Origin of the sequence: Streptomyces sp. XM4193, assembly GCF_023072595.1 — a bacterium.
Taxonomy (GTDB): domain Bacteria; phylum Actinomycetota; class Actinomycetes; order Streptomycetales; family Streptomycetaceae; genus Streptomyces.
Genome location: NZ_JALLGK010000001.1, coordinates 671,086 through 693,314 on the forward strand (window position 1 = coordinate 671,086; position 22,229 = coordinate 693,314).

Annotated in this window: 20 protein-coding genes and 6 tRNA genes; 11 read left to right on the forward strand and 15 right to left on the reverse strand. The window is 70.0% G+C overall.

Features of this window, described 5'->3' with window-relative positions; genetic code table 11:
* Window positions 1–40 precede the first annotated feature (40 nt).
* From MTQ01_RS02835 to purM, 3 genes are all read left to right on the forward strand, one after another.
* The gene (locus tag MTQ01_RS02835) at window positions 41–844 is read left to right on the forward strand and encodes a maleylpyruvate isomerase family mycothiol-dependent enzyme (protein WP_247486688.1); all 804 of its coding nucleotides are present in this window, start codon (window positions 41–43) and stop codon (window positions 842–844) included.
* 245 nt (window positions 845–1,089) lie between these two features.
* Window positions 1,090–2,670: an amidophosphoribosyltransferase gene (purF, locus tag MTQ01_RS02840; RefSeq protein ID WP_247486689.1), complete on the forward strand. Its 1,581-nt coding sequence runs from the start codon at window positions 1,090–1,092 to the stop codon at window positions 2,668–2,670.
* 119 nt (window positions 2,671–2,789) lie between these two features.
* On the forward strand, window positions 2,790–3,860 hold the full coding sequence (gene purM, locus MTQ01_RS02845) for a phosphoribosylformylglycinamidine cyclo-ligase (RefSeq protein WP_247486690.1): 1,071 nt from the start codon (window positions 2,790–2,792) through the stop codon (window positions 3,858–3,860).
* 412 nt (window positions 3,861–4,272) lie between these two features.
* Here purM and MTQ01_RS02850 read toward each other — a convergent pair whose 3' ends face one another.
* Window positions 4,273–4,521 carry a DUF3073 domain-containing protein gene (locus MTQ01_RS02850; protein ID WP_211039496.1) on the reverse strand — a complete coding sequence of 83 codons (249 nt, stop codon included), beginning with the start codon at window positions 4,519–4,521 and terminating at the stop codon, window positions 4,273–4,275.
* A gap of 471 nt (window positions 4,522–4,992) precedes the next feature.
* On the reverse strand, window positions 4,993–6,060 hold the full coding sequence (locus tag MTQ01_RS02855) for a Glu/Leu/Phe/Val dehydrogenase dimerization domain-containing protein (protein ID WP_247487690.1): 1,068 nt from the start codon (window positions 6,058–6,060) through the stop codon (window positions 4,993–4,995).
* Window positions 6,061–6,280: 220 nt separating this feature from the next.
* Here MTQ01_RS02855 and MTQ01_RS02860 point away from each other — a divergent pair, with 220 nt between their 5' ends.
* Entirely contained in the window at window positions 6,281–7,126 is an 846-nt protein-coding gene (locus tag MTQ01_RS02860; RefSeq protein WP_247486691.1) for a hypothetical protein, read from the forward strand.
* Here MTQ01_RS02860 and MTQ01_RS02865 read toward each other — a convergent pair.
* Entirely contained in the window at window positions 7,123–7,317 is a 195-nt protein-coding gene (locus MTQ01_RS02865) for a hypothetical protein (RefSeq protein WP_247486692.1), read from the reverse strand. The genes MTQ01_RS02860 and MTQ01_RS02865 overlap by 4 nt on opposite strands.
* Window positions 7,318–7,820: 503 nt before the next feature.
* Here MTQ01_RS02865 and bldC point away from each other — a divergent pair.
* Window positions 7,821–8,027: a developmental transcriptional regulator BldC gene (gene bldC / locus MTQ01_RS02870; RefSeq protein WP_003949541.1), complete on the forward strand. Its 207-nt coding sequence runs from the start codon at window positions 7,821–7,823 to the stop codon at window positions 8,025–8,027.
* 685 nt (window positions 8,028–8,712) lie between these two features.
* On the opposite strand, the gene MTQ01_RS02875 is transcribed toward bldC, so the two are convergent.
* From MTQ01_RS02875 to hrpA, 3 genes are all read right to left on the reverse strand, one after another.
* Window positions 8,713–9,411, reverse strand: a complete 699-nt coding sequence (locus MTQ01_RS02875) for a DUF6274 family protein (RefSeq protein ID WP_247486693.1) — start codon at window positions 9,409–9,411, stop codon at window positions 8,713–8,715.
* A gap of 237 nt (window positions 9,412–9,648) precedes the next feature.
* Window positions 9,649–9,723, reverse strand: a tRNA-Asp gene (locus tag MTQ01_RS02880).
* Window positions 9,724–9,827: 104 nt separating this feature from the next.
* On the reverse strand, window positions 9,828–13,907 hold the full coding sequence (gene hrpA, locus MTQ01_RS02885) for an ATP-dependent RNA helicase HrpA (protein ID WP_247486694.1): 4,080 nt from the start codon (window positions 13,905–13,907) through the stop codon (window positions 9,828–9,830).
* A gap of 253 nt (window positions 13,908–14,160) precedes the next feature.
* On the opposite strand from hrpA, the gene MTQ01_RS25085 reads away from it, so the two are divergent.
* The 4 genes from MTQ01_RS25085 to MTQ01_RS02905 all read left to right on the forward strand — a co-directional run bounded on the left by MTQ01_RS25085 (window position 14,161) and on the right by MTQ01_RS02905 (window position 16,840).
* Window positions 14,161–14,448, forward strand: coding sequence for a putative quinol monooxygenase (locus MTQ01_RS25085; RefSeq protein WP_247486695.1), 288 nt, complete (start codon window positions 14,161–14,163; stop codon window positions 14,446–14,448).
* 351 nt (window positions 14,449–14,799) lie between these two features.
* The gene (locus MTQ01_RS02895) at window positions 14,800–15,042 is read left to right on the forward strand and encodes a hypothetical protein (protein WP_247486696.1); all 243 of its coding nucleotides are present in this window, start codon (window positions 14,800–14,802) and stop codon (window positions 15,040–15,042) included.
* Window positions 15,043–15,411: 369 nt separating this feature from the next.
* Window positions 15,412–15,768, forward strand: coding sequence for a hypothetical protein (locus MTQ01_RS02900; protein WP_247486697.1), 357 nt, complete (start codon window positions 15,412–15,414; stop codon window positions 15,766–15,768).
* 457 nt (window positions 15,769–16,225) lie between these two features.
* Window positions 16,226–16,840 (forward strand): Uma2 family endonuclease, encoded by a 615-nt coding sequence (locus MTQ01_RS02905; protein WP_247486698.1) that lies wholly within the window; start codon window positions 16,226–16,228, stop codon window positions 16,838–16,840.
* Between the two features lie 148 nt (window positions 16,841–16,988).
* Here MTQ01_RS02905 and MTQ01_RS02910 read toward each other — a convergent pair.
* From MTQ01_RS02910 to MTQ01_RS02925, 4 genes are all read right to left on the reverse strand, one after another.
* A tRNA-Phe gene (locus tag MTQ01_RS02910) sits at window positions 16,989–17,065 on the reverse strand.
* A gap of 56 nt (window positions 17,066–17,121) precedes the next feature.
* Window positions 17,122–17,196 (reverse strand) — tRNA-Asp (locus MTQ01_RS02915).
* Between the two features lie 305 nt (window positions 17,197–17,501).
* On the reverse strand, window positions 17,502–17,768 hold the full coding sequence (locus MTQ01_RS02920) for a Txe/YoeB family addiction module toxin (RefSeq protein ID WP_247486699.1): 267 nt from the start codon (window positions 17,766–17,768) through the stop codon (window positions 17,502–17,504).
* Window positions 17,765–18,055, reverse strand: coding sequence for a type II toxin-antitoxin system Phd/YefM family antitoxin (locus tag MTQ01_RS02925; RefSeq protein ID WP_374207632.1), 291 nt, complete (start codon window positions 18,053–18,055; stop codon window positions 17,765–17,767). The genes MTQ01_RS02920 and MTQ01_RS02925 overlap by 4 nt, the downstream gene beginning before the upstream one ends.
* A 49-nt stretch (window positions 18,056–18,104) precedes the next feature.
* Here MTQ01_RS02925 and MTQ01_RS02930 point away from each other — a divergent pair, with 49 nt between their 5' ends.
* Window positions 18,105–18,263, forward strand: coding sequence for a plasmid pRiA4b ORF-3 family protein (locus MTQ01_RS02930; RefSeq protein ID WP_247487692.1), 159 nt, complete (start codon window positions 18,105–18,107; stop codon window positions 18,261–18,263).
* A gap of 6 nt (window positions 18,264–18,269) precedes the next feature.
* Here the strand turns inward: MTQ01_RS02930 and MTQ01_RS02935 are convergent, their stop codons facing one another.
* From MTQ01_RS02935 to MTQ01_RS02955, 5 genes are all read right to left on the reverse strand, one after another.
* Entirely contained in the window at window positions 18,270–18,863 is a 594-nt protein-coding gene (locus tag MTQ01_RS02935) for a hypothetical protein (RefSeq protein WP_247486701.1), read from the reverse strand.
* Between the two features lie 505 nt (window positions 18,864–19,368).
* Window positions 19,369–19,445 (reverse strand) — tRNA-Phe (locus MTQ01_RS02940).
* Window positions 19,446–19,471: 26 nt separating this feature from the next.
* Window positions 19,472–19,546: transfer RNA gene (locus MTQ01_RS02945), tRNA-Asp, on the reverse strand.
* A 36-nt stretch (window positions 19,547–19,582) separates the two neighbouring features.
* Window positions 19,583–19,655, reverse strand: a tRNA-Glu gene (locus MTQ01_RS02950).
* 134 nt (window positions 19,656–19,789) lie between these two features.
* On the reverse strand, window positions 19,790–21,550 hold the full coding sequence (locus MTQ01_RS02955; RefSeq protein WP_247486702.1) for a metallophosphoesterase: 1,761 nt from the start codon (window positions 21,548–21,550) through the stop codon (window positions 19,790–19,792).
* A 32-nt stretch (window positions 21,551–21,582) separates the two neighbouring features.
* On the opposite strand from MTQ01_RS02955, the gene MTQ01_RS02960 reads away from it, so the two are divergent.
* Complete coding sequence (locus MTQ01_RS02960; protein WP_211043725.1) at window positions 21,583–21,981, forward strand: metallopeptidase family protein; 399 nt, start codon at window positions 21,583–21,585, stop codon at window positions 21,979–21,981.
* Window positions 21,982–22,229 lie beyond the last annotated feature (248 nt).

Here is a 22,229-nt window from a genome sequence, read left to right on the forward strand (position 1 = left end):
TGGCAGGAGAAAGCCGCTACATGCCCGTTACCCTCCTGGCATGCCTCCCGCACGTCGTACAACCCGCAGCTATGACCCGATTCGGGTACGTAACGCACTCGTCGCGCAGGTGGAGACGGTACGCAACGCCGCCCATCAGCTGACGCCCGAACAGTTGGGCGCACAGACCGGGTTGGCCGGTTGGGACGTCCACCGGCTGCTGGTGCACATCGCGGGCCAGATCGACGCCCTGCCCCGGCTGCTGGCCGAGCCGGCCCCCGCGGCGCAGCGGGCGGAGGTCGGGCTCACCGACTGGATCAGCTCCACCGGCCCCATCGCCGACGAGCTCGACCGCCGCACCCGCGACCAGGCCGCGGCGCGGACGGACGCCAGGGAGGCGATCGACGAGGCGGTCGCCGAGCTCGACCCGGTGCTGGAGACCGCCGTGCGCGAGGACGTGCTGCTGCCGCACCGCTTCGGCGCGATGCGTGCGCTGGACTTCACCGTCACCCGGCTCGTCGAACTCATCGCCCACTGCGACGATCTGGCGCGCGCCACCCGCCACCCGCTCACGCTCGACCGGTACGCCCTCGCGACGACCGTACGGGTCCTCGCCGACGCGCTCGCCGTCCGCGCGCCCGGCGCCTCCGTGGAGGTGCGGGTTCCGCCCTTCGCCGTCGTGCAGTGCGTGCTGGGTCCCCGGCACACCCGCGGCACCCCGCCCAACACCGTCGAGACCGACCCGCTGACCTGGCTCCGTCTCGCGACCGGCCGGGTCGACTGGAAGCGGGCGGTCGCCGCCGGCGCCGTCACCGCGAGCGGCAACCGTGCCGACCTCACCGAACACCTGCCGGTGATGCACTGACCGCGCGCGGACCGCGCCGGACAGCAGCGCCGAGGCAGCGGTGACGGGCGGCAACAGCCGGGGCGGCAACGCCGGGAGGCGCGTCGCAACGGCGCCGTGCGCACACCGGAGCCGGGCCCGTACTGGCGAATAACACATCCCGGCGGTGAGCTAGCTCTCGTACGAATCTGCCGCTTCGCAGGTCACAGCCGTACGCCCGGCTCCCCGGTTCGGAGCAGCGCGGCGGTCGGTCTAGACTCGTGGATGTGCCACGTGGTGACGGACGACTCAACCACGACCTGCTCCCCGGAGAGAAGGGCCCCCAAGACGCCTGCGGCGTCTTCGGTGTCTGGGCGCCGGGTGAGGCGGTCGCCAAACTCGCCTATTTCGGGCTGTACGCGCTGCAGCACCGGGGACAGGAGTCCGCGGGCATCGCGGTGAGCAACGGCTCGCAGATCCTCGTCTTCAAGGACATGGGACTGGTCTCCCAGGTGTTCGACGAGACCTCGCTGGGCTCGCTCCGCGGCCACATCGCCGTGGGCCACGCCCGCTACTCGACGACCGGTGCCTCCGTCTGGGAGAACGCCCAGCCCACCTTCCGCGCGACGGGCCACGGCTCCCTCGCGCTCGGCCACAACGGCAACCTCGTCAACACCGTCGAGCTCGCCGAGCAGGTGTCCGAGCTCGCGGAGGGGTCCGGCGGCGGTCGCTCCCCGCGGGGCGGCCGGGTCTCCGCGACCAACGACACCGACCTGGTCACCGCGCTGCTCGCGGGCCAGACCGACGAGGACGGCAAGCCGCTGACCGTCGAGCAGGCCGCACCGCTGGTCCTGCCGAAGGTCAAGGGCGCCTTCTCCTTCGTCTTCATGGACGAGCACACCCTCTACGCCGCCCGCGACCCGCAGGGCGTGCGCCCGCTGGTGCTCGGCCGGCTGGAGCGCGGCTGGGTGGTGGCGAGCGAGACCGCGGCCCTGGACATCGTGGGCGCCTCGGTGATTCGCGAGATCGAGCCCGGCGAGCTCATCGCCATCGACGAGGACGGGCTGCGCAGCAGCCGGTTCGCCGAGGCCCGGCCCAAGGGCTGCGTCTTCGAGTACGTGTACCTCGCCCGCCCCGACACCGACATCGCGGGCCGCAACGTCCATCTGTCCCGGGTGGAGATGGGGCGCCGGCTGGCCGCCGAGGCACCGGCCGACGCCGATCTGGTCATAGCGACCCCGGAGTCCGGGACCCCCGCCGCGATCGGCTACGCCGAGGCCAGCGGCATACCGTTCGGCGCCGGTCTGGTGAAGAACTCCTACGTCGGCCGGACCTTCATCCAGCCCTCGCAGACCATCCGCCAGCTCGGTATCCGGCTGAAGCTCAACCCGCTCAAGGAAGTCATCCGCGGCAAGCGGCTGGTCGTCGTCGACGACTCGATCGTGCGCGGCAACACCCAGCGCGCGCTGGTCCGGATGCTCCGCGAGGCCGGTGCGGCCGAGGTGCACGTGCGCATCTCCTCGCCGCCGATCAAGTGGCCGTGCTTCTTCGGCATCGACTTCGCCACCCGCGCGGAGCTGATCGCCAACGGTCTGAGCGTCGACGAGATCGGCAGCTCCCTCGGCGCCGACTCGCTCCGCTACATCTCCATCGACGGCATGATCGAGGCCACCGCGATCGACAAGCCCAAGCTCTGCCGGGCCTGCTTCGACGGCGAGTACCCGATGGAGCTGCCCGACCCCGGGCTCCTCGGGAAGCAGGTGCTGGAGTCCGACGACGAGCGACGTCCCGGCTCCCGGTCGGACGTGGACGGCGTGCAGACCCTGCTCACCGGTCCGGGCGGCGCGGACGCCCTGCGCCGGCCGTAGCCCCGAGGACCCCCGCGAACCCGCGGCGACACCGTGAACCGTGAACACCGCGCACCCGCGCACCGTGGACACCGCGCACCAGCGCACCGTGAACACCGCGAATCCCGCGACGGAGAGACATGACTGAGACCGCAGGCGCCCCGATCACCTACGAGAGCGCCGGAGTCGACATCGAAGCCGGCGACCTCGCCGTCGAGCTGATGAAGAAGTGGGTGCGGAAGGCGCAGCGCCCCGAGTCTCTCGGCGGCCTCGGCGGTTTCGCCGGCCTCTTCGACGTCTCGGCCCTCAAGCGGTACGAGCGCCCGCTGCTCGCCTCGGCGACCGACGGCGTCGGCACCAAGGTCGCCGTCGCCCAGGCGATGGACGTCCACGACACCATCGGGCACGACCTGGTCGCCATGGTCGTGGACGACCTCGTGGTCTGCGGTGCCGAGCCGCTCTTCATGACGGACTACATCTGTGTCGGCAAGGTCCGCCCCGAGCGGGTCGCCGCGATCGTCAAGGGCATCGCCGAGGGCTGCGTTCTCGCCGGTTGCGCGCTGGTCGGCGGCGAGACCGCCGAGCACCCCGGCCTGCTCGGCGAGGACGAGTACGACGTGGCGGGCGCGGGCACCGGCGTGGTCGAGGCGGACCGGCTGCTGGGTGCCGACCGCGTTCGCAGTGGCGACGCGGTGATCGCCATGGCCTCCTCTGGTCTGCACTCCAACGGGTACTCGCTGGTCCGCAAGGTCTTTCTGGAGCGGGCCGGCTGGGCGCTGGACCGCGAGGTGCCGGAGTTCGGCCGGACGCTCGGCGAGGAGCTGCTGGAGCCGACCCGGATCTACTCGCTGGACTGCCTCGCTCTGGCGCGCACGACCGAGGTGCACGCCTTCTCGCACATCACCGGCGGCGGGCTCGCGGCCAACCTGGCCCGGGTCGTTCCCGACGGGCTGGGCGCCACCGTCGACCGCGGCACCTGGGCGCCGGCCCCGGTGTTCGGCACGGTCGCGGAGCTCGGCAGCGTCGCCAGGCCGGACCTGGAGCGGACGTTGAACATGGGCGTCGGGATGATGGCCATCGTTCCCGCGGACTCGGTCGACGTGGCGCTGGCGACCTGCGCGGACCGCGGTCTGGACGCCTGGGTCGCGGGCGAGGTCACGGAGCGTGAGGGCGAGGAGCCGGTCGTCCTCACCGGGGACTACGCGAGCTGATCCGCCGGGGTGGGGTGCCGGTCGCGAAACGGTCCGGCCCCGCCCCACGGGGAACCGCCCGAACGAGTGCCCGATCCCGATGCGCGCGGTTGACCGGCGGTTCGTCCCGGCGACATTCGCGCGCCACCGTCCGCCGGTACACGCGGATCCGGAGCGTCCCCCGACGGCGCCTGCGGGTCCCGTGCGCGGTCCGGTGGCTGCGTTCAGCGGCGTTTGTGCGGCGTCCGCGGCGTACGCCTGTCGCCCCTCCGCGCCACCCGAGGGAGAAGCCGGGCCCTTGAGCGGCCCGACGTCGCAGGGGCCGGCCGTACCGCACGGGCGGCGCCGAGCAGCACAAAACCCGGCCCCGGGAAGCCCCGGACCGGGTACGTGCGCGATCAGGACGAACGCCGACGCATGGACCAGCCGTGCGTCAAGCCTGACGTCGGCGGGCCGAGGAGCTGTCGCTCTCGCCCTCGTCGTCGTCCCCGTTGTAACGCTCGGCGTACCGGGCGTACGGGTCGTCCTCTTCCTCTTCAAGCGGCTCACCGTTCGGCGGCTGCTGCGCCGGCGGATTTGCGCCCAGCTCTTCGGCCAGACGCGAGAGGTCAGTCCCGCCGCTGTTGTACTTCAGCTGGCGGGCGACCTTCGTCTGCTTGGCCTTGGCCCGGCCGCGCCCCATGGCTCGACCCCCTCAACGACGGGGCTCGACGGCCCCAGAGTCTTGACACGCGTTCACAGTGGAGAGCGGACCCTCGGTGAGAGTCCGGCTCTAGAACTTCAACGGTACCTGTTTCCGCCGCCGTACGGTACGCCGCACGCGCGACCCGACAGGTGACCGCACCATCCATCGACCATTTTTTCGCTGGTCAACGGCGATTTTACCTTCTTGATGCCGCGTGTCCCACAGGGGGGTGGTGAGGGATGTCTCCCCGCGGTTCGTCACCGACGGTGACGTTCTCCAGAGGGGATCTACGGGTTCTCCAGGGGGCTCTGCGGGTTCGCTTCCGGCGGCGTGCGCACCGCGTCGCCGCTGTTCCCGGGAAGGGCCGGCGGTGGTCCGGCGGTGGTCCGGGCGGTGAGGGGGCGCCGGCGGGCGGGGGAGTGGTCCGCCGTCGTGCGGCGCGGGTGCGCCGCACGACGGCAGGGCGGTTCAGCCGCGTGCGGCGGCCATGCGCTGTTCGGCGATCCGGTCGGCGGCGACCGCGGGCGGCACTCCGTCGTCCGCCGCACGCTGGAAGATCTCCAGGGTGGTGTCGTAGATCTTCGTCGCCTTCTCCTTCGCACGCGCGAAGTCGAAGCCGTGGAGCTCGTCGGCGACCTGGATGACGCCGCCCGCGTTCACGACGTAGTCGGGCGCGTAGAGGATGCCGCGGTCGGCGAGGTCCTTCTCGACGCCGGGGTGGGCGAGCTGGTTGTTGGCCGCTCCGCAGACCGCCTTGGCGGTGAGCGCCGGAACGGTCGTGTCGTCGAGCGCGCCGCCGAGGGCGCAGGGCGCGTAGACGTCCAGCCCCTCGGTGCGGATCAGCGCCTCGGTCGAGGCCGCGACGGTGACCTGCGGATGCGTGGCCCGTACGCGGTCGACGGACTCCTCGCGGACGTCGGTGACGACGACCTCGGCGCCGTCCTCCACCAGGAGGTCGACCAGCAGTCTGCCGACCTTGCCGACTCCGGCCACGCCCACCGTGCGGTCGCGCAGCGTCGGGGCTCCCCACAGGCGCTGGGCGCTGGCGCGCATGCCCTGGAAGACACCGAAGGAGGTCAGTACGGAGGAGTCGCCGGCGCCGCCGTTCTCGGGGGAGCGGCCGGTGGTCCAGCGGCACTCGCGGGCCACCACGTCCATGTCCTGCACATAGGTGCCGACGTCGCAGGCGGTCACATAGCGACCGCCGAGGGAGGAGATGAACCGGCCGTACGCCAGCAGGAGTTCCTCGGACTTCAGGATGTCCGGGTCACCGATGATCACGGCCTTGCCGCCGCCGTGCTCCAGCCCGGCCATGGCGTTCTTGTACGACATGCCTCGGGCGAGGTTGAGCGCGTCCAGGGTGGCTGCCTCCTCGGGCAGCGCGTGGTCCGCGTAGGCGTGGAAGCGGGTGCCGCCGAGGGCGGGCCCGAGGGCGGTGGAGTGGATGGCGATGACCGCCTTGAGCCCACTCCTGCGGTCCTGGCAGAGCACGACCTGTTCGTGGCCGCCCTGCTCCGATCGGAAGAGGGTCTGCATGACTCCGTCGGCGCTGACGGAGGGACGTACGTCAGTCACGGTGGTGACTCCTGTAGTCGCGATTGACACCCTCCTGCGGGTGGGGAGGGTCTGTTGAGCAGCAGGGTACGACTTCACGGGCGCGAGAGAGCCCGGGTGTCACCATCAGAGACAGCCGGGTGCAGATTCACATCGGCCTCCGGCAACCGTCCGAAGGCCCACGAGATGCAAGGGAGCACCTGTGTCCCCGTCGACGGCAGTCACCGTCCCGTACACGTCCTATCTGCGGGTGTACGAGCCGCTGGCGGCCTTTCCCGAGCCCGAACGCAGCCACTGGGCCCGCTATGCCAAACGCACCGACCGACCGGGCGTCCAGGACGAGCTGCGCGGGGCGCTCACCGCGCTGGCCGCGGTGCCGCCCGTGCTGGTGCAGGCGCGGGAGAGCGCGGACGCGTTCGTCGCGGAGGTGGACGGGGTGGTGTGCGTGTGCCCGTGGCGCACCAGGCTGCGCGGTTGGCAGGCGCTGTCGGAGGCGGGCAGCGAGCTGCCGCAGCCGGTGCTGGATCTGGCGATGCCGCCGTCGCTGCGGGAGCGTGCGAGCGCCGACTACGACAGCTGGCGCCGGCGTGACCCGCAGCACACGGATGCCCGTCCGTGGATCCGTACGGCGCTGTGGCACGTGCCGATCAGATGGTTTCTGTTTTTCAGGGATGAAGAGCGTGAATTCGGGAAGACGCCGGAAGGTCTTCGGCTGCGCTACCGCACACCCATGGTGCAGGCCAGGCGTCGTATCGCCCGGGCGTTGAAGCTTCTCCGCGCAGAACTGGAGGAGGGCCCGCTGGTCGACGGGCTGGTAGATGTGGGGCGTTGGCTCGAGGACTTCCACCCGCGTTCGCTCGTCGAGCTGGATTACGGGGGGCTGGTCCACATCATTCCCGAGGAGCAACTCGCCTCCGATCATTCGGCGGCCGAGGCGGACGAGGGGCTGGACGCGCTCCGCGAGGGCGACGAGGCACGAGCGGGCGAGCTGTACGAGGGGCTTGCCGAGCGTTGGCGCTCGGTGCAGCTGCGGCAGTTCGCCAGCTAGCGCCTCGGCACCGGGCCGAGCGGCTCGGGCGCCAGGGCGGCACGGGCGGCAAAGCAGTACGGGCAGTACGGGCAGTACGGCATCACCAGCGGTACGGGCGGCGCGGAGAGGTCGGGGGACCTGCGGGCCGGAGTGGCACCGGGCCGGGGGAGCACTGCGGGCAACCGTGGGGCTGCTGTGACCACGGTCACTGAATGAGGGTCAGGGGGAGTCGGGACCACTCCCCGACTGGGAAGTCTCCGCTGGGGATCAACCGGCCAATACAGGTCAAATCCCGCACTCAGTGATGGATTGCACAAAGACCCCCTTGCTCTCAAGCCCACCCCTCGTGTCAAAATAGGACAAGGAGTCCTGGACGGCCTCCTTCCGCCCAACTGCGGGCGGATACTTCGGCATTGCACTGCTTGCGCACTCCTGTGACACCTCGTCAAAGATTATGACGGATTGTCACGGCCCTGTGACTGTCCGTTGTGGCACGGTCCGTCGGGTTCCGTGGAGGTTGATTGCGAGAGGGGGGCAATTCCATCGGTTTGGCCCGACGCGGCTGGACGGATGGTGTAGTTGTAGTGCCGAGGACAAGCCGTTCGTCCTATAACCGACTCGACCTGTGGGCGCCTTTTCGGGCATCACAGGTCAAGGTGCAGAATTTAGAGGAAAGAACCGCATTGGTTCGGTTCTCCCGAGGAGGCCGCTCATGACCGCTCGCACCCCTGATGCCGAGCCGCTGTTGACTCCGGCTGAGGTTGCCACGATGTTCCGCGTCGACCCGAAGACGGTCACGCGCTGGGCAAAGGCAGGCAAGCTCACGTCGATTCGCACGCTCGGCGGGCACCGCCGCTACCGCGAGGCGGAGGTGCGTGCACTGCTGGCGGGGATCCCGCAGCAGCGCAGCGAGGCCTGAACAATCGCATAGAACGGGCGTTTTCGGGCTTTCCCGAGAGTGTCACTCAGCAGTGACGACAAGTAGCCGTCCCCATGCGGCACTTCGTTGTGATCGCGTCGGACTCCGCCGGGTCCGGCGCGATCGTCGTTTCCGGGGGCCGGTGCGGGGTGCCGGGCGGTCGACCGGAACGGGTGTCCGGGCGCCGTCGCGGTGTTCGCGCGGTGGGTGCCGGAGCGGGCTGCGGGTCCGCGGTGCCATCCTCCGGGCGGTCGCCGGACGGTTCGGGGGTGACGGTTGCCGGGGCCGGTGGGTCGGGTGTGTGGGGGTTTCGGTGGGCGTTCTCAATCATCGGTGAAATTGCACATATTAAATTGAGTCACCGTAGGAACGGCATAAACTCCCCCAGTTGCCTTCGGGGTTGAGTGAGTCACGTCACATTTCTTCGGCTTGCCGTGGTACCTACCGTGCGGTAATGCGCCACTGTGCGGCGGTAGTTGATGCTTCCATCACTTTCGCGTCGAGTCGGCCCCGACGCGCCCGCGTTCGCCGTCCACTTCCGGGTGATGACGACGGCCCCGTGCTGCCGGGGGGTCTCCCGTGCGGTGAACCCGCCGCTCCTGCCCGGGGTGCGGCAGCGGCGGCGGTGTGCGAGCAGAAGCGCGCAGCAGGGCGTGGAGCCGCGTGTGCGGCGCCGTACGGGGCGTCAGGCGCCCCGCGACCCGTGCGGCTCGTGTGCGGCGCGTACGGCCGCTGTGACGGCCTCCGCGGTCGTGGCGTCGTCGGCGCCCCGGGAGGAGGCCAGGGCGGGGACCGGGGGCCGTATGGGGTGGACGGCCGGTATCTCGGTCAGGGGTGCGGCGTTGGACGGATGCGGGGCGGCGAACGGCACGGAGTCGGCGAGGCTGCCGGATCGGCGGTCCCGCGCACCGCTCTCCGCTCCGAGGGCTGCCGGCCCCCGGGTGGCGGCGGGCTGCTGCACGGGCTCGCGCGGCTCCGTCGACTCCGACTTCCCTGCGGGCAGCGCTCGTTGGGCTGCGCCGGCGGACTCACCGGCCCCGGACGCGTGCGGCCCGGACTCACGGGGCCCGGACTCACGAGGCGCGGACTCGCGAGGCCCGGTGCCGGGGTCGACGGGTGGCCCGGGTTCGCGGGGGGCCGGTTCCGGGTCGCGGTCGGTCGCGACGGAGCGGGCGGAGGGCGCGGGCGCGACGGCCGGCACGAAGGGCACGGCCGACCCGTGCGGCTCGGCGGGGTGCTCGGCCGCCAGGCGGCGCAGTCTGTGGCAGACCGCGCAGCGCGGCGTCGAGTGCGGGCCGAGCCGCGCGGCGGCGGACAGATGCGCGCGGAGCAGAGCTTTCGTGCTGTGCCGCCGGTGCTGCCGGGGCCCCCGGGCTGTCGCCATGCTGACACCTCCTGGTAGCAGAGGTACTCGCGCTGCGTAGCCGAGTCAAGACTGCGGGTGGAAGCTCTCGTGCGGACGAAGCGGACCAATCCGCTCCGTACGCCGCGCAGTTGAGGGTTCGGGGGCCGTCCGGCACTCCTCGGTGCGGTCTGTGCGGTGCGCTCGTTCGAGCGGATCTGCGCGGTTGCCGGCACACGTGCGAGGGGCGCCTCGCGAACGAGACGCCCCTCGATGATGCGGTCCTGACGGGATTTGAACCCGCGGCCTCCACCTTGACAGGGTGGCGAGCACTCCAAACTGCTCCACAGGACCAGGTTTCGCGCCGCGTTCCCTTGGCGCGAGACCAGACTGTACAGCAGGTCAGCCGCCCGGCGCGAATCCGTTCGAGCGGGCTCCCCGAGCGGGGCCGGCAACGGTCACCGGGCGGCCGGAACAGCGGCGTCCACAGCCTTCACGATCCGCTTGTCGGACACCGGATACGCCGTGCCCAGGGCGTGCGCGAAGTAGCTCACCCGCAGCTCCTCGATCATCCAGCGGATCTCCCCGGCCGCCTCCGGCACCGGCCGACCGGGCGGGAACTGCTCCAGCAGCCAGGCGTACTCGTCCTGCATCTCCGCCACCTTCGCCATCCGCGCGGCGTCGCGCTGGGCGTTGTTGGGCAGCTGCTGCAACCGCCGGTCCGCGGCGACCAGATAGCGCCGCAGGTCGGGCAACCGCCGCGCGCCGTGCGCGGTCACGAAACCGGGCGGTACGAGTGCGGCCAGCTGGGCTCGCACGTCCGCCACCGAGGGGGCGAGGGTCGCGCTGGAGACCAACGGCGGGGATTTCATGCGGCGTTCGCAGGACTGCCAGGCGGCCAGCACCTCCCGCACCTGGGCGACGGCGCCCAGGGTCGCGTCCACGACGTCCGCGCGCACCGCGTCGAACAGCTTGCGGAACGCGGCCTCGTCCCACGCCGGGCCACCGTGCACCGCCACCAGGCGGTCGACCGAGGCGGCCACGCAGTCGGCGAAGAGCGCCTGGACGCTGCCGTGCGGAGTGCTGGAGAGCGCCAGCTTCTGCCGGTTGTCGAGCTTTCCGAGCGCGAATCTCGCCGGGTCCGAGGGGAGGTTCAGCAGGATCAGCCGGCGGGTTCCGGCCCGCATCGCCGCCAACTGCTCCTGTTCGCTGTCGAAGAGGCGCACCGAGACCGTGCCCGCCTTCTCGCCGTCGTCGACCACTGCCGGGTACGCCTTGACCGGCTGGCCCGCGCGACGGGTCTCGAAGGTGCGCTCCAGGGTGCCGATCGTCCAGGACGTCAGGCCCGTTCGCTGCCTGGGCGCGGGCGCCTCCTCGGCGGAGGCGGACTGCCTGCCGTCGGTGCGGTCCTTGGCGCGGTCCTTGGTGCGGCCGCGGACCTCGGCCGCCTCGAAGGCCCGGGTCAGCGCCGCCTGCGCCTTGGGCTTGAACCGCAGTACGAGCGTCTGGAGGTCCTTGCTCTCGGCGTCCGGACCGACCTTGCGGCGCCGCTCGTCCACCACTCGGAAGGTGACGCGCAGATGGTCGGGGACCTTCTCCCAGTCGAAGTCCCCGGCGTCGAAGCGCACACCGGTCAGCCGCACCAACTCCCGGGACAGCACGGCCGTCAGCGGCTCGGCGGGAGCCGCAGCCGGATCCTGCCCGGCCTCGGCGAGCAGCTTCAGAAAGCGGCGGGCGAAGTCCGGGGCGGGTACGAAGTTGCGGCGGATCGCCTTCGGCAGCGAGCGGATCAGCTCGGTGACGACCTGGGCGCGCAGCCCGGGAATCTGCCAGTCGAAGCCGTCCGGCCGCACCTGGTTGAGGACCTGGAGCGGCACGTGCACGGTGACGCCGTCCGCGTCCGCACCCGGCTCGAACTGATAGGTCACCCGCAGCTTGAGCGCGCCCTGCCGCCAGGAGTCCGGGTAGTCGGCCCGGCTGATGTCCCCGGCGCGCTCGTTGATGAGCATCGACTTCTCGAAGTTCAGCAGATCGGGTTCTTCCCGGCGTTTGCTCTTCCACCAGGAGTCGAAGTGCGCGCCGGAGACGATCTGTTCGGGAATCCGCTGGTCGTAGAAGTCGTAGAGCGTCTCGTCGTCCACCATGATGTCGCGACGACGGGCGCGGTGCTCCAACTCCTCGACCTCGCCCAGGAGTTTGCGGTTGTCCTGGAAGAACTGGTGGTGGTTGCGCCAGTCGCCCTCCACCAGGGCGTTGCGGATGAACAGGTCGCGGCTGGTCTCCGGGTCGATGCGGCCGTAGTTGACCTTGCGCTGGGCGACGATCGGCACGCCGTAGAGCGTGACCTTCTCGTACGCCATCACCGCGGCCTGCTTCTGCTCCCAGTGCGGTTCGCTGTGGGTGCGTTTGACCAGATGCCCGGCGATCGGCTCGATCCAGTCGGGGTCGATCTTCGCGTTGACCCGGGCCCACAGCCGCGAGGTCTCCACCAGCTCGGCCGACATCAACCAGCGCGGCTGCTTCTTGAAGAGCGCGGAGCCCGGGAAGACCGCGAACCGGGCGCCGCGTGCGCCGCCGTACTCGTTCTTCTCCGGGTCCTTGAGGCCGATGTGCGACAGCATGCCGGCCAGCAGCGAGCGGTGGATCGCGTCGTCGGCCGCGTCCCCCTCGTTGAGCTCGACCTTCATGGTCCGCGCGGTCTGCCGCAGCTGGGCGTAGATGTCCTGCCACTCGCGTATCCGCAGGTAGTTCAGGTACTCGGCCCGGCACATCCGGCGGAAGGCGGAGCTGGACAGCTCGCGCTGCTGCTCCTTGAGGTACCGCCAGAGATTGAGAAAGGCGAGGAAGTCGCTGGTCTCGTCCTTGAACCGGGCGTGCTGCTGGTCGGCCTGCTGCTGCTTGTCGCTGGGACGTTCGCGCGGGTCCTGGAGCGAGAGCGCGGCGGCGATCACCATCACCTCGCGCACACAGCCGTTGCGGTCGGCCTCCAGCACCATCCGGCCGAGCCTGGGGTCGACCGGCAGCTGGGCGAGCCGCCGACCGGTGTCGGTCAGCACCCGGCCCTTGCGTCCGCCCTGCTGCTTGACCGGCTTTCCCGCGCTGCCCGACTCCAACGCGCCCAGCTCCTCCAGGAGTTGGACGCCGGCCTTGATGCTGCGGTGGTCCGGCGGGTCGATGAAGGGGAACCGCTCGATCTCACCGAGCCCCGCCGCCGTCATCTGCAGGATGACCGAGGCGAGGTTGGTGCGCAGGATCTCCGCGTCCGTGAACTCCGGCCGCGCGAGGAAGTCGTCCTCGCTGTAGAGCCGGATGCAGATGCCGTCCGAGGTGCGACCGCAACGACCCTTGCGCTGGTTGGCGCTCGCCTGGGAGACGCGCTCGATCGGCAGCCGCTGGACCTTGGTGCGGTGGCTGTAGCGGGAGATGCGGGCGTTGCCCGGGTCGATGACGTACTTGATGCCCGGCACGGTGAGCGAGGTCTCCGCGACGTTGGTGGCCAGTACGACCCGGCGGTTGCTGTGGCGCTGGAAGACCCGGTGCTGCTCGGCGTGGGAGAGCCGTGCGTACAGCGGCAGGATCTCGGTGTTCCGGAGCCGCCGTTTCTCCAGCGCGTCGGCGGTGTCCCGGATCTCCCGCTCGCCGGATAGGAAGACCAGCACATCGCCCGGGCCCTCCGCCTGCAGCTCGTCGACCGCCTCGCAGATGGCGGTGACCTGGTCGCGGTCCGGCTCCTCGGACCCCTCCTCCAGCAGCGGCCGGTAGCGCACCTCCACCGGGTACGTCCGCCCGCTCACCTCGATGATCGGGGCGTCGCCGAAATGCCGCGAGAAGCGTTCGGGATCGATGGTCGCCGACGTGATGACGACCTTCAGATCGGGGCGTCTGGGCAGGAGTTGGGCGAGGTAGCCGAGCAGGAAGTCGATGTTGAGGCTGCGTTCGTGCGCCTCGTCGATGATGATCGTGTCGTAGCGCAGCAGATCCCGGTCCGTCTGGATCTCGGCGAGCAGGATGCCGTCCGTCATCAGCTTGACCAGCGTGGTGTCCTTCACCTGGTCGGTGAAGCGGACCTTCCAGCCCACCGCCTCGCCCAGCGGGGTGCTCAGCTCCTCGGCCACCCGCTCGGCCACCGTCCGCGCCGCGATCCGGCGCGGCTGGGTGTGCCCGATCGTGCCCTTGATGCCGCGCCCGAGCTCCAGACAGATCTTGGGAATCTGGGTCGTCTTGCCCGAGCCCGTCTCGCCCGCGACGATCACCACCTGGTGGTCGCGGATCGCGGCCAGGATGTCGTCCTTCTTCTGGCTGACCGGAAGCTGCTCGGGGTAGCTCACCTCCGGCAGCGCGGCACGCCGTGCGTCGAGCCGCTGCTCGGCCCGGTCGGCCTCGGCGGCGATCTCGGCCAGCACGGACTGCTGGGCCTGCGGTTTGCGGATGCGCCGCGCGCCCTCCAGACGGCGGCCGAGCCTGCGGGAGTCCCGCGGAGGCAGTTCGGAGAGCCGCGCGGCGAGGGCGGCATGGCTGAGGGCAGGTGCGCTGGACATACGGGCCCCAGCATCCCATTCGGGCGGCCGGGACCGCGAGTGGATTTGCGGCGGCACCCGCCGGTGTGCCCGACCCCGGCGGGTGGGACCGTGCCGGGCGGCGTACGGGAGCGGACCGTACGGCGCGGCTGTGCGGGCGCTCGGGCGTGCGGGCGGGACGGAGGGTGTGCGGGCGCTGCTCGCCGATGAGTTCGGGGCGGCTGCGGCGTCGTACCCCTGTGACAGCAGCGAACCGAGCAGAGGGAGCAGCACCGTGGTGATCGTCGCAGGACATCTGGAGGTGGACCCGGCGCAGCGCGAGGCGTATCTCGCCGGCTGCGTCGCGGTGGTCGAACAGGCCAGGCGCACGGCCGGCTGCCTGGACTTCGCGATCACCGCGGACCCGGTGGACCCGGCGCGGGTGGTCGTCTTCGAGCGGTGGGACTCGGTCGAGGCGGTGGAGGCGTTCAGGGGCAGCGGTCCGGGCGAGGAGCAGACGGCGGAGATCCGGTCCGCCTCGGTGGCCGAGTACGACGTCGCCGACGTCCGCCCGCTGACCTGAGCGGCACCCGCCGGCCGCCCACCTCCCGGCCGCGGCTCCTCGGAGTTCCGGTGCTTTCGAGGTGGATGAGAGACCACTTGGCCCCAGCGGTGGAGTGGTGAGCGGCCGGCGCGTTTCGTTCTGTTCGAACTCTCTTGCTGTGGCAGACGGAGCGCCTTGCTTTCCGCGTTCCGACTCCGGTCGATTCCCGTCAATCTCCGTGTCGACCCATTCGATCGAACGAGTGAGTTATCCGGCAGGGCGGAGAACTCTGCACAGAGGTGCAACGCACTGTTCGAGGCGCGAACCTCGTCCGGGTGTCGGGGAGTTGCGCGAAAGCCACCACCGGTTTCGCCGTACTGGCGGCAGCCGGTGGTCGCCAACGCTTCATACTTCACTGAGTTCAACGACGAGCCGGAGCTCGCCATGCCCACCGTGATCCGCCGTACACGCGAAGAGCTGCTCGCCCAGAGGCAGTCTCTGCTGGCTGAAGTGAACATGTCCTACTCGGAGTTGACGGAGAGGGCCGAGACCTACAGCCTGTCAATGGATGAGCTCGACGTTTGGCACACGGTCGAAGGGCTCGACTACCTTCTCGCGGGTGACGACTGCTGAGGAATCCTCCCTCGACGTTCTGGCGAATGATTTCGCCAACAGGTTGACCGCTCTGACGCAAGGAGTTCTGGGCAAGGACTCGCCGCCCTTCCGTGCCGTCGAGTCCGGGCACAGAGTCCAGGTTGTTCCGATAGCGGCGGACGGGCGCACGCAGCGTATTCCCGTAAGGATCAACGACGAGGCCGTACTGAGCCTCTATGTCTGCTACTGGTGCTGCTGGGACGGGACGAGCACCTTTCTCGCGACCGAGCAGGCGGACATCAAGATCTTCTACCACCGGTCGTCCGACCCCTGCTGCGGTTCGAATACGTGCGCGGATGGAAGAACCCGCCAGGCGCACACATTCAGGTGCACGCGCATCGCGACGAGATGGCGTATCTGCTTTGCCTCGCCGAGCAGGGCAAGCCGAAGCAGAAGCTGCGGAGCCGTCGACTTCCCCGACTGTCCGAGATGCACCTGCCGGTCGGGGGCCACCGGATGCGCCCGTCGCTGGAGGACGTGCTGCTGTTCCTGTATCGCGAGTTCCGCGTCAACGTCGAACCGAACTGGCGGGAAGTGGTCGACGGCCATCTGCGGGAGTACCGAAGGGTTCAGCTCAGGGCGGCCGTTCGGGATGCACCCGAGGAGGCCGCGGACGTACTGCGCGGGCTGGGGTACGAGGTCGCACTTCCCAGGCTGGTGGGTCCTCGATCCCCCGCGGAGGAGACGAAGCTCTACTGGCCCTGACCCCGGCGCGGAGAGCCGGCCGGGGCTGGGATCGAGCCGGCGGCCTGTTGCTTTTCAGGCGATCGCTCGTACCAACTGAGCTGTTCGGCCGGGCAGTTGACCAGGGTGATCTGCAGCGGTTCTGGCGGGAGTGAACTTGAGATCGTTCTCCTTCCTGAGCTGTGGCGATGCGAGGAAGCCAGTTGCGAGGGGCCGTTTCGCTCCGCTCGGGCCGGGTGCGTCCCGCTCGATCCGGCATCGGTGCTGGCGTCTCAGGCCGGCTGGCCGCCGCTCATGCCGTTCCAGCTGCTCGGGAGAAGTGATCCGGGGCGCACGCGGCGTGCGGTTCGAGCTGCGCTGAGCAGGTATTCGGGGCCGGCTCGGTCCGTTACGTTGGCTCCGGGCAGGTATTGCGAACCCTGGAGGCGGCATGTCAGCGAGTGCGGTTGGGGAACCCGGTTCCCAGCTCCCCGAGACCATGAGCTGGGAGGAGCTCCAGCAGCTTCCGGACGACGTCGCCGAGGGCATCGAGCTGTGGCGCGGCAACGTCGTGTGGAACAGGCGCGGGCCACTGGAGCACCAGCGCTTCGCTGTGCGCATGCGCAACGCGCTCGAGGCCGCCGCCCGCCGGGCCATGAAGGAGGAGACCAACGGCAGGGAGCAGCGCTGCTGGCAGGTCGAGGTGGAAACCAACGTCTTCTTCACGCCGGAGAAGTCGAGCTTCCTCACGCCTGACTTCCTGGTCCGCCGCTGCCTGCCCCGTGGTGCCGACACTTTCGCCGCGGACACCGTTCTCGTGGGCGAGGTGCTCTCCGGATCGGACACTCCCAAGCGCAGGCAGTGGAAGATGGACCGGTACGCGGAGGCGGGCATCCCCTGGTACTGGGAGATCGAGCTCGACTCGGGCGGGACATGGGATGTCGCCGCCGTGCGGGCGTACGAGCTGTTCACCATCGACCGGTCCGTGCTCGCTGTGAAGCCGCTGCGGCCCTCGGCGTACGTGGCCGTCGGCGAGTGGGAGCCGAACGGCCTCAGTATCGAGTTCCCCGAGCCCTTCGCCCTGAGCGTGTCCTGGGACGACCTGGCGTTCTAGCCGTGCTCCCGGTGCGAGTACCGCAGGCTCCGGCACTCTGCCCGAACCGGCTCTCGTCCGATGCCGTGCTCTCGGAGGGGCGGACGACTTTGCCGGGGTGCACAACGAAAACGTCCCGGACGGCAGGCCGTCCGGGACGTTCTTGTGATGGTGGCTGGGGCCGGGATCGAACCGGCGACCTATCGCTTTTCAGGCGGTCGCTCGTACCAACTGAGCTACCCAGCCTGGGGTATCCCCTGCTCGAAGAGCTTGGGGAGGCAGTTCACCGGGGTGATCTGCAGCGGTCCTGACGGGATTTGAACCCGCGGCCTCCACCTTGACAGGGTGGCGAGCACTCCAAACTGCTCCACAGGACCAAGCTTGTGCGTCAACAGTCTCGCACAGGTGATGCGTGCCCCAACGGGATTCGAACCCCGACGCCGTTACTTTCCTGACCTGCGAAAACGCGTGGGGATCCGGACAAGGGCACCTGTTTGTTTCCGCCTGCGTCCTGCTCGATGCGCCTCGATCCGGGTGCCGTGCTGACGTGTCAGCATGGAGCGGCCGACCATCGCAGTCGTGAATCCAGGCTCGCGGGCGGAGAAGCCGCCTGCTTCCATGCGGCGGCTGGATTCCCGTTGATCCGCCTCTGGCCGGTCTGTGTCTGCGGGCGGGCCCGTCCTCATCGGCGTTCGTAGTGGAAGCGGCAGGCCACGACGTGGATGGTGTCGTCCTCGTCGATGCGGTACACCAGCCGGTGCTCGGAGTCGATGCGCCGTGACCAGTAGCCGGAGAGGTCGCTCCGCAGAGGTTCGGGCTTGCCGATTCCCTCGTGGGCGTTGCGGTCGATGTCGGCGATGAGCTGGTTGATCCGCTTCAGGAGCTTGCGATCGTTCGCCTGCCACCACAGATAGTCATTCCAGCCGTCGTCGAGGAAGAGGACCTTCACGCGGCGCCCTGGCTGGCCTCGTCGCCGGGGTCAACCAACTCGTGGACCGTGCCGTGGCCCGCGCGATCCTGCTCGATCGACCTGCGCAGACGCTCGGCCATCGCGGGGGACCGTAGCAGGTAGTCGGTCTCCTTCAGCGACTCGTACTCGGCGAGTGAGACAACGACCATCGGCTCGTGGCCGGTCCGGGTGATGACCAGTTCCTCGGCGTCGTTCTCGACCGCATCGAGGGCGTCGGCGATGCCGGCGCGTAGTTCGGTAACGCTCATGGTCTTCATGATGTACACGATAACGTACATAGGTGGAAGGTGGGGGATCGGCTGAAGCAGCGGCGGGATCTCCGGCTACGAGGATCTTCGACGTGTCCTTGCCGACCCGTCCCACGACGAACACCAGCACCTGCTCGGTTGGCTGGGACTGAGAGATGCCACTGATTTCGACCCGGCTGGATTCGATCTGTCCCAGGCCCGGTCCAGGCTGACGGCACTGGACTGACCTGGGTCAGACGGCGACGCGGAGGAACGCGGCCAGGGCCTGCTGAGAAGCGGAGAGAGGACCAGGGAGAGTGTCCGCACGGCCGGGACTGTCGCGCGGTTCCGGCCCTGCGGCGCCGTCGGTCAGACGTGCGATGGCGAGGGAGCGCAGGTCGCCGCGGCACAGTTCGTCCCGGATGCCGATCAGTTCGGCCAGAGCTCCTTCGTCCTCCTCGTCGTCCCATTCGGCTTCCTGCACCCACTGGTCCTCGTCGGCCCCGTCGTCCTCGCTGACCATGTCGATGACGGTGTACGCACCGTGGCGATGCGCCGCGAGGACATCCTGGCGGCAGTAGGGGAGGACCGTCTTCAGGGGGACTTGGGCGCTGGGGACCCGGAGCAGCAGCCGACGGCTGCCCCAGTTGGCGAAGTACAGGTGTGCGTCGAAGTACCGCTCGACCAGCGCGACCGGATCGCCTTTGAAATCGCCCCACTCGTAGTGGTTGGTCATCCGGTTCGAGGTGATCTGCGCGCGTGTCGAGAGCTTCCGTAGCTCGCCCTGCTGACATTCGCTCAGCGGCCGCTCGACCGCGAGGAACTGGTAGTACTGGTACTCGCTCACCCGCCCCACGCTAGGGCCCGCTCCTCGGCGCGGCACGGACTCAAGGGATCCGGTTCACCACGGAGTGTGCCCGGCTCGGCGTGCTCGTGGCATCTTCCCTGTCCATCCTCCTGGTCACGATGTACCGCCATCGTACGAGCTCCCGGTGCCGGACCATCGGGGAAACCTCCTACGGGCCGGGGCCGTGCGACCAGGCCGATCCGGCGTGGACGAAGGCACGGTCGGTCGGCTCCTGCTCGCGCAGCCGCCGTCCTCCCCCGGCAGTGAACGCGCCGCCATATGTAGGCAGTCCATCGCCCACGACCGGCCGTGCGAGGACATCACGTCGGGAGTACGTGTACCGCTGCTCGGGGCAGCAGGGGATCCGCGCGGGAGCGAGGAGAGCCGGCGGCCGACGATCCTGGCGGTTCGGTGCTGGCACGTCAGCACCTCAAACCGAGCTCTTCATGCCCTGTGGAACGCCACAAAAATCCCGGACGGCACGCCGTCCGGGATTTCTTCAATGTGGTGGCTGGGGCCGGGATCGAACCGGCGACCTATCGCTTTTCAGGCGATCGCTCGTACCAACTGAGCTACCCAGCCACGCAGTTCACCGGGGTGATCTGCAGCGGTCCTGACGGGATTTGAACCCGCGGCCTCCACCTTGACAGGGTGGCGAGCACTCCAAACTGCTCCACAGGACCAAGCTTGTGCGTCAACAGTCTCGCACAGGTGATGCGTGCCCCCAACGGGATTCGAACCCGTGCTACCGCCTTGAAAGGGCGGCGTCCTGGGCCACTAGACGATGAGGGCTGATGGCCCGCCTGCGCGCTTGTACCGGCGCGTCGGGGACGTGAGAAGCATATGGGATAGCCCTGCGGTTCGCCAAAACGGATTGGCGGGCGGGAGGACCGGCCCCCGCCCGGCCCGTGCCAGTGGCGCGGCGGTCACTCCTCGGGCCGCGGTGACCTGCGGTCCTGGTCTGCCGGTGGACGGGCGTCGGAGCCGGACCGGCCCGGCTCCCTCGAACCGGAGTCCGAAGCGGCGGACCCGGAGTCCGAAGTCCCGGACCCGGAGCGCGAGTCGGAGTCGGAGTCGGAGTCCGAGTCGGAGCCGGAGTCCGGGGCGGAGCTGTCGGAGGGTGTGGTGCTGGGGGAGGGCGACGGGGAGGCGCCCGGCTCGGTGCCGGGCGGGAGGCGGCGGCTGACCTCCGCGGTGGTCAGGCCGAGACCGCCGAGGGTGATCTCGTCCCACGCCTGGAGGGTCCTGGTCTCCTGGTCGAGGTAGAGGACCGAGGCGGAGACGTTGTCCGGCTCGTCCTGCTCGACCGCGCGCAGCCCGCTGCCTCCGGTCGAACCCTCGATCATGAGCCGGGTGCCGCCGTCCAGGGTGCGCTGGCTGCGGTTGTGCGTGTGGCCGGCGAGGACGAGCGGCACCTCGCCGTCGGTCTGTTCGGCCAGTACGGGGTTGTGGGCGGCGGCGATGTCGACGGGCTTGCCGCGGACCTTCGACGTCCGCAGCGCGGCGGCGAGTCTGCGGCCCGCAGCTTCCTGCTCCTCGTCGCCGCCGGCCTCGGCGGAACGGTCCGGGGTGAAGGTGGGGTCACCGATGCCGGCGATGCGCAGCCCGGCGACGTCGACCGGCTTGCCGTCGTCGAGCACGTACACGTTGTCGCGCTTCTCCAAGTAGTCCTGTGTGACGGCCGAGTCGTGGTTGCCGCGGACCCAGACGAAGGGGGCGCCGAGGTCGCTCGCCGCGTCGAGGAAGGCGTTCTCGGCGGCGGTGCCGTGGTCCATGGTGTCGCCGGTGTCGATGACGGCGTCGATCTCGTACTGCTCCACCAGCGACTCGATGATGCGCCAGGCGGCGGGGTTGAGGTGGATGTCGGACACGTGCAGTACGCGGGTGGTGTTGGGGTCGGGCTGGTAGGTGGGCAGGGTGGAGGCGGCCTCGTAGAGCTTGGTGACGTTGGTGACCAGGCGGGCCAACTCCTGCTGGTAGGTGTCGAAGTCGGTGACGATGTTGCGTGCGTCGCCGACCAGGCTGGGGGCGCCGGCGAGCAGGCCGGAGAACTTCGGCTCCAGCACCGCCTTCGGGTTCCAGGTGACCGCGGCGGCGGCGCCGGAGGCGGCGAGCAGCGAGAGCGCGAGCCCGCCTGCGAGCAGCGCGCGGCGCGGCCGGCGGTAGACGACGAGCCCGAGCGCGGTCGCCCCGCAGACCACGGCGGCGGCCGAACGCAGCGCGAGATCGCGGGTGCCGGACTGCACGTCGCGTGACACCTCGTCCTGGAGGCCGCTGAACTGGCTCGGGTCGGCGACCAGCCGCTCGGCCTTGTCCGGGTCGAGCCGGGTGACGTCCACGTCCAGACGCAGCGGGGCGTGGTGGCTCTCCAGCGCGAGGGCGCCCAGCGGAGCGATGTTGATCTTGGTGCCGCCGGAGACCGAAGGCCGCAGCGTCATGGTGGTGTCCATCGGGCCGACCGGCTTGTGCACGTTGCCCACGGTGAGCAGGCCGAGCCACGCGCCGAGCACGGTGACGCCGATCAGTGCGAGGGCGCGGAGCCAGGGGCGCGGGGCGGGCGCGAGCTCGACGGGTGTCGGGGTGTCGCGAGCGCGTTCGCGGCGGAATGCGGCGAGGGCCGAGCCGGCAGCCCGGCGCAGTGCCGAGAAGCGGTTGGCACGGGACTGCCGAAGCGGTGCACGGGCCATGCCGTCCGATATGCCCAGACCGCGCCCCGGCTATGCGGGCCGGGTGTGCCGTACCCGACAATGGCCTAGTGCTGGAGATCACGCGCGAGGAATTCGAGCAGCTCGTCGCCGAGGCGCTGGACCATGTGCCGCCCGAGCTGACGCGGTTGATGGACAACGTGGCCGTCTTCGTGGAGGACGAGCCCGATCCGGCCGATCCCGAACTGCTGGGCCTGTACGAGGGCACTCCGCTCACCGAGCGCGGCGAGTGGTACGCCGGAGTGCTGCCGGACCGCATCTCCATCTACATGGGCCCCACGCTCCGGATGTGCGAACGGGAGGACGGGGGGCGGGAGATGGTCGTCGAGGAGATCGAGATCACCGTGGTGCACGAGATCGCACATCATTTCGGGATCGACGACGAACGTCTGCACGAGCTGGGCTACGGCTGAGCCGCCCGCCGCGGCGTCCGGCGTGCGAGGCGGCACCTGTGCGAGTCAGCTCCTGTGCGAGGCGACACCTGTGCGAGGCGGTGAGGGGTGGGGTCGCGGCGGGTCGCGGTCGAGGTGAACCGGCCGTGGGCGGTGCGGCGTTCGCCGACGGTGTGCGGCCTGACGAGGCCCGCGGGACGCGTGCGGGACGTGCGCGGGCGGGTGGGGCGCGCGGGACGGGTGAGGGCTCGCGGGGTGCGGGGGATGTC

Bases quoted from the DNA above. Each gene is read 5' to 3' on its own strand.
- MTQ01_RS02955 (WP_247486702.1), bottom strand. From the start codon at position 21,550: ATGGCCCGTGCACCGCTTCGGCAGTCCCGTGCCAACCGCTTCTCGGCA.
- purM (WP_247486690.1), top strand. From the start codon at position 2,790: ATGACTGAGACCGCAGGCGCCCCGATCACCTACGAGAGCGCCGGAGTC.
- MTQ01_RS02900 (WP_247486697.1), top strand. From the start codon at position 15,412: ATGGCGTATCTGCTTTGCCTCGCCGAGCAGGGCAAGCCGAAGCAGAAG.
- MTQ01_RS02875 (WP_247486693.1), bottom strand. From the start codon at position 9,411: ATGGCGACAGCCCGGGGGCCCCGGCAGCACCGGCGGCACAGCACGAAA.
- MTQ01_RS02835 (WP_247486688.1), top strand. From the start codon at position 41: ATGCCTCCCGCACGTCGTACAACCCGCAGCTATGACCCGATTCGGGTA.
- MTQ01_RS02850 (WP_211039496.1), bottom strand. From the start codon at position 4,521: ATGGGGCGCGGCCGGGCCAAGGCCAAGCAGACGAAGGTCGCCCGCCAG.
- MTQ01_RS02905 (WP_247486698.1), top strand. From the start codon at position 16,226: ATGAGCTGGGAGGAGCTCCAGCAGCTTCCGGACGACGTCGCCGAGGGC.
- MTQ01_RS02960 (WP_211043725.1), top strand. From the start codon at position 21,583: ATGCGGGCCGGGTGTGCCGTACCCGACAATGGCCTAGTGCTGGAGATC.
- hrpA (WP_247486694.1), bottom strand. From the start codon at position 13,907: ATGTCCAGCGCACCTGCCCTCAGCCATGCCGCCCTCGCCGCGCGGCTC.
- MTQ01_RS02855 (WP_247487690.1), bottom strand. From the start codon at position 6,060: ATGCAGACCCTCTTCCGATCGGAGCAGGGCGGCCACGAACAGGTCGTG.
- bldC (WP_003949541.1), top strand. From the start codon at position 7,821: ATGACCGCTCGCACCCCTGATGCCGAGCCGCTGTTGACTCCGGCTGAG.